The organism is Ruegeria sp. AD2(2025), assembly GCF_056542385.1.
In genome coordinates this window covers 383,097-395,955 of the sequence record NZ_JBQFZS010000003.1, presented here as the reverse complement: position 1 = coordinate 395,955, position 12,859 = coordinate 383,097, and the positions used below count along the sequence as shown (strand labels likewise).

Below are 12,859 nucleotides of genomic sequence, written 5' to 3'. Positions count from 1 at the left end.
TAAAGAAAAAAGGCACGAGGCACATGAGCAGAATTCTTATCGTACTCTTCGGGGTGCTGCTTTTGGCATCCTGTGGTGGGGGGTCAAAGCAACCACCCAGCAGACTGAATGACGCGTGCAGCATTGCGCGCGAAAAACCCGATTACATCAAGGCCTTCAAAAGCACCGAACGGAAATGGGGCGTTCCGGTCCACGTTCAGATGGCAACGATCTATCAGGAGAGCCGCTATCGTCACGATGCGCGCACCCCGCATAAATACGTGCTGGGCGTTATTCCGATGGGCCGCCAGAGCAGCGCCTATGGCTATGGTCAGGCGCTGGATGGCACATGGGAAGAATATCAGCGCGAAACCGGCAAACGCCGCGCCAAGCGGGATCGCATCCGCGATGCGTCGGATTTCATCGGCTGGTACATGAACAAAAGCTACGAACGCAACGGTATTCACCCTGCGGACACGCGCAACCAGTACCTAGCTTATCATGAGGGCCATACCGGGTTCGCACGCGGCAGCTACAACAGCAAATCATGGCTGCTGAACGTGGCAAGTGATGTGGACGCGCGCGCGCAGCTTTATCAGGCGCAGCTGGCCAACTGCCGCTACTGATCTTGTCGGGTCAGCGATTGGCTGACCCGATACGGGCTTTGCTGGAAAACACGTTCTGATCGAGGTTACCTCCCTCGGTCAGCGGGCCCAGCAACACGGTCGTCTGACTGCCCGCATTATCGTGGATCACCCATTTGCGCAGCTCGACCGGGTCGGCGGTAAACATCAGCTCGATCCGCCCGCTTTCGGGGTTCTTCGGGTCCTGCGCGGTCACCACAGTCGCGGTGCCGTCAAAATCATGCCCCACAACCATATTGGCCTGCGACAGGTTCACATTCCGCGCCAGCACCAGCGACAGAGGTGTGCGCCGCAGCGGGTATTGCTCGGGCGGTTGGTTCGATTTGGGGTCGAATATCTGCACGGTTCCGGCCCGCGCCAGCACCACCGCATCATTGGGCGGATCGTATTCAAACCGCATTTTGCCCGGTCGCTGTAGCCACAGCTTTCCGGTGCTCAGCGAGCCGTCATCATTCACCTGCGTGAACGTGGTCTGAACTGTTTTCAACTGGTTCAGATAGTTGGATATCTGCGACAACGGCAGCTTCTCAGCCGCCCAAGCGGCAGGCGCGGCCAGTGTGAGAGCAAGGGCAAAAGCAATCTGTTTCATGAGACCCAGATAGTCGCTCTGCCCTTGTTATTAAATATCCTATTGCTCGGGGACGAGGATTTCGCGCTTACCCACGTGATTTGCCCCGGAAACAACACCTTCCTCTTCCATCTGCTCAACCAGACGCGCAGCTTTGTTATAGCCGATGGCAAGTTTCCGCTGAATGTATGAGGTCGAGCATTTGCGATCCTTGATCACAATCGCCACCGCCTGATCATACAGCGCGTCTTCGCCGTTGGTGTTGCCACCCGTATTCAGGCCCAGAACGGCGTCGATATTATCGGCCTTTTCCTCAGCCGGGCCATCGACCACGCCGCTCATGTAGTCGGGGGGGCCGAACTGTTTGAGGTGGTTGACGATTTCTTCGACCTCTTCGTCAGACACAAAGGGCCCGTGGCAACGGGTAATCTTGGCGCCACCCGCCATGTACAGCATGTCACCCTGCCCCAGCAGTTGTTCGGCACCCATCTCGCCCAAGATGGTGCGGCTATCGACCTTCGAGGTCACCTGGAACGAGATCCGGGTCGGGAAGTTCGCCTTGATCGTGCCGGTGATCACATCGACCGAGGGGCGCTGTGTGGCCATGATCAGGTGAATACCCGAGGCGCGGGCCATCTGCGCCAGACGCTGGATGCAGGCTTCGATTTCCTTGCCCGCGACCATCATCAGGTCGGCCATCTCATCAACGATGACGACGATGTAAGGCATCGACTCGGGTGCGAACTCTTCCGTCTCGAACATCGGCTCGCCGGTTTCATCGTCAAACCCGGTCTGGACCGTGCGGCTGAACATCTCGCCCTTGGCCAGCGCATCTTTCACGCGGCCATTGTAGCCCGCGATGTTGCGCACGCCCATTTTTGACATCTTGCGATAGCGATCCTCCATCTCGCCCACGACCCATTTCAAAGCGACAACCGCCTTTTTCGGGTCGGTCACAACAGGCGAGAGTAGATGGGGGATGCCGTCATAGACGGACAGCTCCAGCATTTTGGGGTCGATCATGATCAGGCGGCATTCATCCGGCGTCAGCTTATACAGCAGCGACAGGATCATCGTGTTGATCGCCACCGACTTACCCGAGCCGGTCGTACCCGCGATCAGCAGGTGAGGCATCTTGGCCAGGTTCGCCACAACGGACTCGCCCCCGATATCCTTACCCAGCGCCAGCGGCAGCGCATGGTTGCCATCCCCAAAATCGCGGCTGGCGAGGATTTCGCGCAGCACTACCATCTCGCGATTTTCGTTGGGCAGTTCGATGCCGATGACCGAGCGGCCCGGTAGGGTCGAAACCCGCGCCGAGAGCGCTGACATGGACCGCGCGATATCGTCGGCCAGACCGATCACGCGGCTGGCCTTCAGACCCGGTGCTGGTTCCAGTTCATACATGGTGACGACGGGGCCGGGGCGGACGCTGACGATCTCGCCCTTCACGCCGTAGTCGTCCAGCACGTTTTCCAGCATCCGCGCGTTTTCTTCCAACGCCTCATCGCTCAGATGATGGCGCTGAATGCTGGCCGGGTTGGACAGCAGACCCAGCGGGGGCAGTTCAAAGTCGGAGTGCTTATCCTCGAACGATAGCGCGGGCTGCGCCTCGGCCTGTGCACGGCGCGACGGCGGAGGTGCGCGGCGCACGGGCTGAGCAACAACCGGTTTGCGCGGCTCGGCAACGGGGATTTTCACGGCCTGACGCGGCTGCGGGGCAGGCTCCTCGAACACAGCCTCGTCGTCATATTCAGGCTCGGCATAATCAGGCTCCGCCACATAGTCCTGCTGCATCTGCCAATCCGCTTGGGAGCTCGCGGTCAGCGGCGGCTCGGACGGCAGCATCGACGAGCTCACGGGGGGCTCTGGCGGCAACTCATCTGCCGCGCCCGCATTCAGGATCAACGGGTCAGGCCCACGTCCGCGCCCCTTGGTCAGCGGCAGGTTCGGATCAGGTTCGGGGGCCATCTCACCGGCGGCGACCTTGCGGTTGCGCACGGCGGCCGAGATCTTGGACCGGATGCGATCCTCTTTGGGCATGTCATAGTAGCCCTCAACCGCGACGGGATCGATCAGTTCAGGCTCGGGCATCGGGTCAGGACGGCGGATCAGCGAGGTCACACCTGCCAGAAAGCCCGGCTTGGCCTCGGGTTCGGGCACATCCAGTTCCGGGTCTTCGAGAACCGGATCGGCATAGGCCAGATCGTCCTCGAACGCGGCCTGCAGCGGCACATCGCGTTCGGCACGGCGTTCAGCCCATTGCGCCCGACGATCCCGCGCGGCCTGCGCGGTCGCCGAAGCACCCCGGCCCAAAGCGTTCATCAACAGATCATAGGCCATGACAAGACCCAGCAGGAAGGCGCGGAACCCCTTGCGCACATCCGCTTTGGTAAAGCCCAGCACAAACACGCCCAGCGCCAGCATGCCCACCGCCATGGCCAGCGACATCAGCTTGACCAGAAAATGCGACGAGATCGGCAGCAGCGTCAGCAATGCCCCCATCACAGTGTCGCCAAACAGGCCACCCAGCCCATAACTATGCGTGGCCCGCCACTCGGTTCCGGGCACCAAGGTCGCGGCATAAACCGCCAAAACGGCAATCCAGATCGGGGCGAAAATCAGGCGGGCAATCGCACGGTCCTCACCGAAATGACCAGCGAAACGCACACCCCATGTGGCCAGCACCAGCGCCACTCCGAAGCTGCCCCAACCCACAATCATGAACAACGGCGCGGCGATCGAGGCACCTACGCGGCCCATCCAGTTCTGTACCGCGGCGTCGGTCGACACCATCCAGTTCGGATCGTCCGGCGTATAGGACCAGACCATCGCGGCAGAAGCCAACCCCAACAGGATCAGAGCGATCCCGATCAGTTCCTTGCTGCGCCGCTCGATCGCAGCCTGAGTGGTGCTGTCCAGTAACGGATCGCGGTTGCGCGCGTTCAATGATGCCATTTTGCCCTCGTACCTCACGAATAGATGCAGTCGCGGAGCGTGATCAGCCCGCGCTTCATCTCTGTTTTTGGGGCCACCATGGCGACCCGGATAAATTGCTCGCCCGGGTTTTGCCCCGGATCACCTTGAGAAAGATATGCCCCCGGCAGAACCCGAACCCCGGCCTCTTGCCAAAGCTTCAATGCCGTTTCTTCGCCGTTCTCGACCGGCAGCCACAGGAAGAACCCGGCCTCGGGCGGCATGTAGCCCTGCAAGCCTGCGAAAACCTGATCCGCGATGGCGTATTTTTCCTGATAGAGCGCGCGGTTTTCCTGCACATGCACCTCGTCCGCCCAAACCTTGGCGGCGGCGGCCTGCAAGGGTGCGGGCAGCGGCGCACCCGCATAGCTGCGCAGCAGTTTGACCCGGCTGATCGTCTCGGGCCCGCCTGCGATCAGGCCTGACCGCAACCCGGCCAGATTTGAACGCTTGGACAAAGAGTTGAACAGCGTCACCCGCTCGGGATCAGCGCCCAGTTCCTGCGCAACGGTCAGCGCGCCCACCGGGGCCGTATCGCGATAGATCTCGGAATAGCATTCATCGGCGAAGATGCGGAAATCGTATTTCTCGGCCAATTGGATCAGTTCAGCCCAGTAATCGCGCGAGGCAACAGCCCCCTGCGGGTTCGCGGGCGAACAGATATAGGCCACGGCGGTTCGGTTCAGCACCTCTTCGGGCAGGCCCGCATAATCCGGCAGATGGCCGGTCGCAGCAGTTGCTGGCACAAAATAGGGCTGCGCCTGCACCGAGATCGAGGCGACCATATAAACCTGATAAAACGGGTTCGGGCACAGGATGATCGGCTGCTGGCCGTTCTTCTGCTCGGGGCAGAGCGCCATTGCGGCATTGTAAAGCCCCTCGCGCGTGCCGTTCAGCGCCATCACATTGGCGTCCGCATCCATCGACACGCCATAGCGGCGATTGACCCAGTCCGCGATGGCCCCGCGCAGCGCGGGCGAGCCTTCGTTCGGGGGATAGCCCTGAAAGCCTGCGGCGTTTTCCATGATCACGTCAGTCACCCAAGATGGGAAATCGTGCTTGGGCTCGCCAATGGTCATATGAACGACATCACCGCCCGGCTGATGGTGATCCAACAGGGCGCGCAGACGCGGGAATGCATAGTCCGGTAGGTTCGAAAACCGCTCGGGGAAATTCATGATACTGCCTCAATATCGGGGTCATTTTTCGCCCCGTTTCTTGGCAGATTACAGATCGCGCCCTGCTTCGTCCAGACAAAGAGGTTCCGAATCAGGGGATTGTGGCATTCAGGTCAAAGCGGCCTCTGCCGCTGATCCCACCCGCAGCAGCGCCTCTTCCGACCCCGGATAGCCCAGCATCATCAGCCCACAGCCGGGTGTGCCTGTTGGCAGGGTCAGCGCCGCCAATCCCATCAGGTTGCCGATCCGTGTGTTGCGCAAGGACAAGAGATTCTCGGTTATATAGTAGTCATGATCGTTCATCAGCCGGTCCAGATTGGGCGGCAGGATCGGGGCCGTCGGCGCAAGCACCGCATCAAACCCGGCGGTTGCAGCATCCCATGCCTGTCGGCAGGCGGTCAGTTTCGACCATGCGGCCACGTAATCGGGGCCCGAGAACCCCTTGCCCATGCGGAACCGTTCAAGGATTTCGGGATACATCGCCTCGGGGTTCGCCTCGATCACGTCGCGCCAAAGCCCATAGGCTTCGGTTGTATAGAGCGCGCCCGTCAAGCGCATCGCGTCGTTCAGCTCGGGCACTTCAAGCGGGACAATCTCGGCTCCGGCTTCTTTCAGACGGGCCAGCGCATCGTCATAGGCTTTGGCCGGAGCCTCGCGCAGATCGTCCTTGACAACGTTCTGCAGGTCGGCAAAGCGGCGGCCTTTCAGGGACACCCCGCGCAGATCAGCCGGGGTCTTGCCTTCCAGCGCGGCCAGCATTTGCGCGGCGTCCTCGACCGACCGCGCCAAGGGTCCGACCGTATCGAATTTCAGGCACAGCGGCACGACGCCCTCAAGACTGACGCGCCCTGCCGTGGTTTTCAGGCCCACCAGATCGTTCCACGCCGACGGAATCCGCACGGACCCGCCGGTGTCGGACCCAATACCACAGGCCGCAAGCCCCCACGCGACCGAGGCCCCGGCCCCTGAGGAAGAACCCCCGGGCACAGCTTCTTCGTCGTTCACACACGGCGGCGTCGCCGTGATCGGGTTCAGGCCCAGACCAGAGAACGCTAATTCGCTCATGTGCGTCTTACCCAGACAGACCGTGCCCATGGCGGTTGCGTTGCGCAAGACCTTCGCATCCGCCTCGGGCACGCGACCTTTCAACAGGGCCGAGCCCGCCTCGGTGCCGATACCGGCTGTATCGAACAGGTCTTTCCAACTGATCGGAACGCCATCCAGCAAGGACCGGCGCAAGCCAAGCTTGGCGCGCTCTTGCGCTGCATGGGCCTCGGCACGGGCGCGATCATGGGTGACACGGGCGTAGATGCGATCCCGGTGCGCATGGGCGTCGATGGCGCTTAGATAGGTCTCGGTCAACTCAACCGGATCAATCTGCCCCATTCCGATGCCTCGGCCGAGATCACATGCCGTCATGGTCAGCCAGTCTTGCATCCTGCCCCCTCCCGTTTCAGTCCGTGATCGGACGGTAGCGACAGGACCGCACATGGACAATCCCGAAAGGGCGCGCATATTGCAGCGCATGGAACACAGATCCGACATCCTGATCGTTGGCGGCGGGCTGAACGGCCCGGCCCTTGCACTGGCGCTGGCCCAAACCGGGCATTCGGTGACCGTTGTCGACGCGCTGGCCGAGAAGGTGCGCAAGAACGCGGCGTTTGACGGGCGCGCCTATGCTTTGGCGCTGGCCTCTCAACGTCTTCTGGACGCGATTGGCGTTTGGGAGAAGGTCGAAGACCACGCACAGCCGATGCTTGAGATCAAGGTCACCGATGGCCATGCCGGTGCGGGTCCTTCACCGTTTTTCATGCATTTCGATCATGCCGAGATCGAGGAAGGCCCGATGGGCTATATGGTCGAGGATCGCCATCTTCGGCGGGCCTTTCTTGAGGCGATGGCCGAGCAGGACGGGATCACTGAGATCAGCGGCAAAACGGTGGTGTCTCAGGACATTTCGCCCACCGGAGCAACGCTGACGCTGAACGATGGGTCAACCCTGTCCGGCAGCCTTCTGGTCGGCTGCGACGGCCGCCGCAGCGGCACCGCCGCGCGGGCCGGGATCAAGCGCACTGGTTGGGATTATGGCCAGACCGCTCTGGTCTGTGCCATCGAACACGAGCTGCCCCATCACGGCATCGCCCATCAGTTCTTCATGCCCCCCGGCCCGCTGGCGATTCTGCCGCTGACCGGCAACCGCAGTTCCATCGTCTGGAGCGAACGCACAGAGACGGCGGGCCAGATCAACGCCCTGACCGAGGCCGACTACCTTCGGGTCCTGCGCCCGCGCTTTGGCGATTTCCTTGGCGATATCCGCCTGCAGGGCGACCGGTTCACCTATCCGCTGAACCTGACCATCGCCAATTCCTTCATCGCCAACCGGCTGGCCCTGGTCGGAGACGCCGCCCACGGGATGCACCCGATCGCTGGGCAGGGCCTGAACGCAGGCCTGCGCGATGTGGGGGCCTTGGCCGAGGTCCTGACCCTTGCAGGCCGACGTGGCGAGGATATCGGCTCGACCCTGGTGCTGGAGCGTTATCAGGAATGGCGTCGGTTTGATACCGCCTCGCTTGCGATGGCGACTGATGTGTTCAACAAGCTGTTTTCGAACGACAATCCGCTACTGCGCATAGGCCGTGATATCGGCATGGGCATCGTCGGATCGCTACCCGGACTGCGCCGCGGCTTCGTGCGCGAGGCTGCAGGCCTGACCGGAGACCTGCCGAAACTGCTGCAGGGGCGTCCGATTTAATCCAGTTCCCGCGCCTCATCCACCAGCATCACCGGGATACCGTTGCGGATGGGGAAGGCCAGACCAGCGGCTTTCGACACAAGTTCCTGCCGCTCAGCATCGTAGTGCAGGGTCGTGTGAGTCTGCGGGCAAATCAGCGCCTCAAGCATATGACGGTCAAAGGCGTGTTCAGGTGCGCTCATTGTAGATGTTCCTCGTTCGATCCGCCGCGCATGGCGAATTCAATCAACGTCACCAAGGTTTCGCGCCGTGTGCGCAGACAGGGGGCTTCCAGCAGGGCCTGCTTTTCCTCGGGGTCGAATTCCAGCATCATCGACAGGGAATTCACCAACAGTTCGTCATCGGCGTCTTTCATCGTCTCCCAGTCGGTCGACAACTGACGGGATGAGAAGAACCGTTCAAGCAAACGCAGGAACCGGGTGCGATCGAACTTGTCATCTTCTTCGGCCTTGCCCAGATCACGATCAAACCCGCCCCAAGATACTGACGCGCGGCGATAAGGCGTGAAACTGTCAAGTTCAGCCGTGACCCGGAACCGCGAGATTCCGGTCAGCGTGATCAGATACCGGCCATCCTCGGTTTCCGAAAACTGCGTCACCCGCCCGGCACAGCCGATCTGATGCAGCCGGGTCTCATCACCCTGACAGGTGTTGGGCTGCACCATCCCGATCAGCCGCTCGGGCGTTTTCAGCGCGTCATCCAGCATCTGCAGATAGCGCGGCTCGAATATATGCAGCGGCAAGCGCGAGCGCGGCAACAACAGCGCTCCGGGCAGGGGAAACACGGACACGGTTTCCGGCAGATCAGCGGGGTGCATCATATAGTCGAGTGTAGCCCTGATCAGCCTTTAGGCAAATATCATCGAGCTGAGCTTGCGCCGCCCGTTCAGCACAATCGGGTCATTGGGCTTAAGCGCGTCAAAGATTGTGAACAGCTGCGCCTTGGCGGCACCCTCATTCCATTCACGATCCCGGCGGAACAGTTCCAGCAATTGGGCAACTGCCTCTTCCACATCACCATTGGCGTGCAGGGCCTGTGCCAGATCGAACCGGGCCTGATAATTATCGGGTTCGGCCTCGACCGCGGCGGTCAGTTCACCAACGGGCCCCGCGTCGGCGGCCTGTTTGGCCAATTCCAACTGCGCATGGGCCGCTTCGATCTCGGGCGAGGTCGAAATTTCGGCCGGAGCGCCGTTGAGGATCGCCTCGGCCTGATCCAGATCGCCCAGCGCGATATGCGCGCGTACCAGCCCGCCATAGGCACCGGCATGGTTGGCGTCCTCGCCCAGAATCGCCGCAAAGGTCTGTGCCGCGTCCACGGCGGCCCCGTCGGTCAGCATCTCTTCGGCGGCCTGCACCGCGTCGTCCAACTGACCACCGGGGCTTTCGCCGCCCGCGGCTTCGATCACGCGGTCGATGAAAGCCTTGATTTCGGACCCCGGCAAAGCGCCCTGAAACCCATCGATCGGCTGGCCCTTGTGGAATGCATAAACGGTAGGGATCGACTGAATGCGCAGCTGACCTGCGATCATCTGCGCCTCATCCACGTTGATCTTAACCATCTTGACCGCCCCTTTGGCGGCGGCCACGGCCTCTTCCAGCGCTGGGCCGAGCGTCTTGCACGGGCCGCACCAAGGTGCCCAGAAATCGACGATGATCGGCATCTCTTGCGAGGCTTCGACCACATCGGCCATGAAGGTGGCCTCGGTCCCGTCCTTGATCAGATCGGTGGTATCAGAGCTGGCTGCGCCGTTCAGAAGGTCCATGGCATTATCTCTCTGGTTCGAATTTGCGCCCTATATGCAGCCCCGCAGGTCAGAAACCAAGGGCAGAGTCGGGCGATTTTGCATCAATCAGACGTCGAATGTCGCAAAAACCGGCGCGTGATCGCTGGGTTTCTCCCATCCACGGGCATCGCGCAGAACGCGGCTGGAATGGCCCGCGTTCGAGATATCGGGCGTCGCCCACACATGATCCAGCCTGCGCCCCTTGTCCGCCGCATCCCAATCGCGCGCGCGATAGGACCACCAGCTATAGAGCTGACCGTCAGGAATATCCTGCCGGGTGATATCGACCCAACCACCCGCATCCTGCGTCTCGGCCAGTGTTTCGACCTCGATCGGTGTATGCGACACCACCTTTAGCAGTTGCTTGTGCGACCACACATCATCCTCGCGCGGGGCGATGTTCAGATCACCGACCAGAACCGACTTTTCCGGCTTTTCCGCATGGAACCAGTCGCGCATATCGGTCAGGTAATCCAGTTTCTGGCCAAACTTCTCATTCACCTCACGGTCCGGCACATCACCCCCGGCAGGGACATAGAAATTGTGGATGGTCACACCATTTTCCAGCCGCCCCGCGATATGGCGCGCATGGCCGAGACCGGCGAAATCCTTGTCGCCCACCTCCTCAATCGGCAACCGGGACAGGATGGCCACCCCGTTATAGCCCTTCTGCCCCCGCGCGATCATGTGCGTATAGCCCAGCGCGGCGAACCCTTCGGTCGGAATCTTGTCGACCGGCGATTTGCACTCTTGCAGGCACAGCACATCCGGGGCTTCTTCCTGCAGCAATTTCAAAACGATAGGCTCACGCAGGCGAACCGAGTTGATGTTCCATGTGGCAAGGGTGAACGGCATGTGCGGATTCCTCTGTCGCGGGTTGGCGCGAGGTTAGCGCGGGACGGATGGGGGTGCCATCGAAAAGCACCCTGTTCCGGTCAGAGCCGCGATGCCCCCGATTGCAGCGCCGCCTGCGCATCACTGAAAATCTCATCCACGATCTCGGCTGCCGGCATGACCTTGCGCACCAACGATACCCCCTGACCCGACCAAAGTGACATCGCCTCGACATCGCCATCGGTCCCGGGCAAGGGGGTATAGCTTTGATACCGCAGCACGGCCTCTCCGTCGGGTCGGTGGCCGATCACCTGCTGTTCTCCCGGACGGTCGCCGGGACCGGCAGACCCCGCAGCCTTCCAAGTCCGAGAGGTCGAGTTCTGCAGCGCGCGATGCGGCGCTTGCGGCCATTTCACGTCGTAAAGGTCATGATACCATTCCGTCTGCGCCTCGGTCGCGGTCAGGATGCGGGCGCGATAGTCGTCGTGGATGGTGGCCTCGGCGCTGGCCAGAAACCGGGTTCCGATCCAGACGGCAGACGCCCCCAGCATCAAGGCAGCCGCCATGCCGCGCCCATCGGCAATTCCACCTGCTGCGACGACGGGGATCGAAACGGCATCGACCACAGCCGGAATCAACGCCATGGTTGAGACCTGCCCCCAGACATGGCCGCCGGCCTCCCACCCTTGCGCGACGATGATGTCCGCGCCAGCATCCTGCGCGATCCGGGCCTCGTCAGCGGTCCCGATGCTGGCCATGACGACCAATCCGGCCCGTTTGGCCTTGGCAATCGCAGATGGCTCCATGCCCCAGAACAGGGACACCGCATGAACCTGCTTGTCGATACAGACCTGCAACTGATCGTCATATGGAAAAGCCAAGTTCAGGTTGATGGCAAAGTTTCGGTCCGTCAGCGCGCGGGTCTGATCAATTCCGGCCACGACCTGCTCGGAGGGTTTGCCCCAAAGGGGAATGACCCCATAACCGCCCGCATTGCAGACCGCCGCAACAAGCGTGGGGCCAGCGGCTCCACCCATCGGAGCCGAAAGGATGGGTTTCTCAATATTTAATAAGGTGCAGATATCACCGGCCATTTTCTGATCCTCCCCAAGTGCAGGATCGCATTGGCGCTGGTTCCTGTGGACAAGTCAAGCCACCCGGCGCGCGCCGTAAATCCTGGCAGGAAGCCCCCTAGCGGCGTTCAGAAAATGAAAAAAGCCGGGCCATAGAGGCCCGGCAGTCCAACAGGGAGGTTCATGTCATCACCCGGACATGCACGGGTTGGGAGTAACCTAAAGATGTCTCAAGGGTATCACTTTGATCCAAGTCAATCCACCTCGGATCAAGACACCAATCGATATCCGCCCGATTCTGTGACCAAAAGGCGCGCATTCGACGGATCGGGCTCGATCTTCTGACGCAGGCGGTAGATGTGGGTTTCCAGCGTATGCGTGGTGACACCCGCGTTATAGCCCCAGACCTCGTGCAGCAACACATCGCGGGCGACCACGCCATCGGTCGAGCGGTAGAGGAACTTGAGGATGTTCGTCTCTTTCTCGGTCAGGCGGATTTTGCGATCATCCTCGGTCATCAGCATCTTCATGGCCGGTTTGAACGTGTAGGGTCCCAGAACGAATACCGCATCCTCGGACTGTTCGTGCTGGCGCAACTGGGCGCGGATACGGGCCAGAAGAACCGGGAACTTGAACGGCTTGGGAACGTAATCATTGGCCCCCGCATCCAGACCCAGAATGGTGTCGGCATCGCTGTCATGACCGGTCAGCATCAGGATCGGGCTTTTGACACCCTGCTTGCGCATCAGGCGGCACAGCTCGCGCCCGTCGGTATCGGGCAGACCAACGTCCAGAATGACCAGGTCATAGATCGCCTCACGCGCGCGCTCCATCGCGGAGGTCCCGTCTGACGCCTCGAACACATCAAAGTCTTCGGTCATCACGAGTTGCTCACTGAGCGCCTCGCGCAGATCCTCGTCATCATCCACCAGCAGGATTTTCTTGAGCTGTGCCATGTCCGGTCCTCCTAAGCCTTTTCCATCACTTGCGCGCGAATGATGCAATCAGCAAGATTTGCTGCAATCGTCTCACGCCCTCGTGTCCGGACGATAGGAATTGTTTCACATTC

12 protein-coding genes are annotated in these 12,859 nt (G+C 61.2%); 2 read left to right on the top strand and 10 right to left on the bottom strand.

Going from position 1 to position 12,859, the window contains the following annotated elements; all coding sequences use genetic code 11:
• Window positions 1-23: 23 nt before the first annotated feature.
• Window positions 24-605: a transglycosylase SLT domain-containing protein gene (locus ACR1XV_RS09410; RefSeq protein ID WP_480530586.1), complete on the top strand. Its 582-nt coding sequence runs from the start codon at window positions 24-26 to the stop codon at window positions 603-605.
• Between the two features lie 10 nt (window positions 606-615).
• Here the strand turns inward: ACR1XV_RS09410 and ACR1XV_RS09405 are convergent, their stop codons facing one another.
• The 4 genes from ACR1XV_RS09405 to ACR1XV_RS09390 form a co-directional block, all read right to left on the bottom strand.
• Window positions 616-1,212, bottom strand: coding sequence for a LolA family protein (locus ACR1XV_RS09405; RefSeq protein ID WP_480530584.1), 597 nt, complete (start codon window positions 1,210-1,212; stop codon window positions 616-618).
• A 39-nt stretch (window positions 1,213-1,251) separates the two neighbouring features.
• Window positions 1,252-4,149 (bottom strand): DNA translocase FtsK, encoded by a 2,898-nt coding sequence (locus ACR1XV_RS09400; protein WP_480530582.1) that lies wholly within the window; start codon window positions 4,147-4,149, stop codon window positions 1,252-1,254.
• A 14-nt stretch (window positions 4,150-4,163) separates the two neighbouring features.
• Window positions 4,164-5,345 carry an aminotransferase class I/II-fold pyridoxal phosphate-dependent enzyme gene (locus tag ACR1XV_RS09395; RefSeq protein WP_480530580.1) on the bottom strand — a complete coding sequence of 394 codons (1,182 nt, stop codon included), beginning with the start codon at window positions 5,343-5,345 and terminating at the stop codon, window positions 4,164-4,166.
• A 108-nt stretch (window positions 5,346-5,453) separates the two neighbouring features.
• On the bottom strand, window positions 5,454-6,782 hold the full coding sequence (locus ACR1XV_RS09390; RefSeq protein WP_480530578.1) for an amidase: 1,329 nt from the start codon (window positions 6,780-6,782) through the stop codon (window positions 5,454-5,456).
• A gap of 52 nt (window positions 6,783-6,834) precedes the next feature.
• On the opposite strand from ACR1XV_RS09390, the gene ACR1XV_RS09385 reads away from it, so the two are divergent.
• Window positions 6,835-8,097: an FAD-dependent monooxygenase gene (locus ACR1XV_RS09385; RefSeq protein ID WP_480530576.1), complete on the top strand. Its 1,263-nt coding sequence runs from the start codon at window positions 6,835-6,837 to the stop codon at window positions 8,095-8,097.
• On the opposite strand, the gene ACR1XV_RS09380 is transcribed toward ACR1XV_RS09385, so the two are convergent.
• From ACR1XV_RS09380 to ACR1XV_RS09355, 6 genes are all read right to left on the bottom strand, one after another.
• A complete protein-coding gene (locus tag ACR1XV_RS09380) occupies window positions 8,094-8,279 on the bottom strand; it encodes a Trm112 family protein (RefSeq protein WP_480530574.1) in 186 nt (61 codons plus the stop codon). The two genes, ACR1XV_RS09385 and ACR1XV_RS09380, sit on opposite strands and share 4 nt — an antisense overlap.
• A complete protein-coding gene (locus tag ACR1XV_RS09375; RefSeq protein WP_480530572.1) occupies window positions 8,276-8,917 on the bottom strand; it encodes an LON peptidase substrate-binding domain-containing protein in 642 nt (213 codons plus the stop codon). Before ACR1XV_RS09375 ends, ACR1XV_RS09380 begins: the two co-directional genes overlap by 4 nt.
• Window positions 8,918-8,944: 27 nt before the next feature.
• Window positions 8,945-9,862: a tetratricopeptide repeat protein gene (locus ACR1XV_RS09370; RefSeq protein ID WP_480530570.1), complete on the bottom strand. Its 918-nt coding sequence runs from the start codon at window positions 9,860-9,862 to the stop codon at window positions 8,945-8,947.
• Window positions 9,863-9,949: 87 nt separating this feature from the next.
• Complete coding sequence (locus ACR1XV_RS09365; RefSeq protein ID WP_480530568.1) at window positions 9,950-10,738, bottom strand: exodeoxyribonuclease III; 789 nt, start codon at window positions 10,736-10,738, stop codon at window positions 9,950-9,952.
• An 80-nt stretch (window positions 10,739-10,818) separates the two neighbouring features.
• Window positions 10,819-11,811, bottom strand: a complete 993-nt coding sequence (locus tag ACR1XV_RS09360; RefSeq protein ID WP_480530566.1) for an NAD(P)H-dependent flavin oxidoreductase — start codon at window positions 11,809-11,811, stop codon at window positions 10,819-10,821.
• Window positions 11,812-12,059: 248 nt separating this feature from the next.
• A complete protein-coding gene (locus ACR1XV_RS09355; RefSeq protein WP_480530564.1) occupies window positions 12,060-12,746 on the bottom strand; it encodes a response regulator transcription factor in 687 nt (228 codons plus the stop codon).
• Window positions 12,747-12,859: the final 113 nt, after the last annotated feature.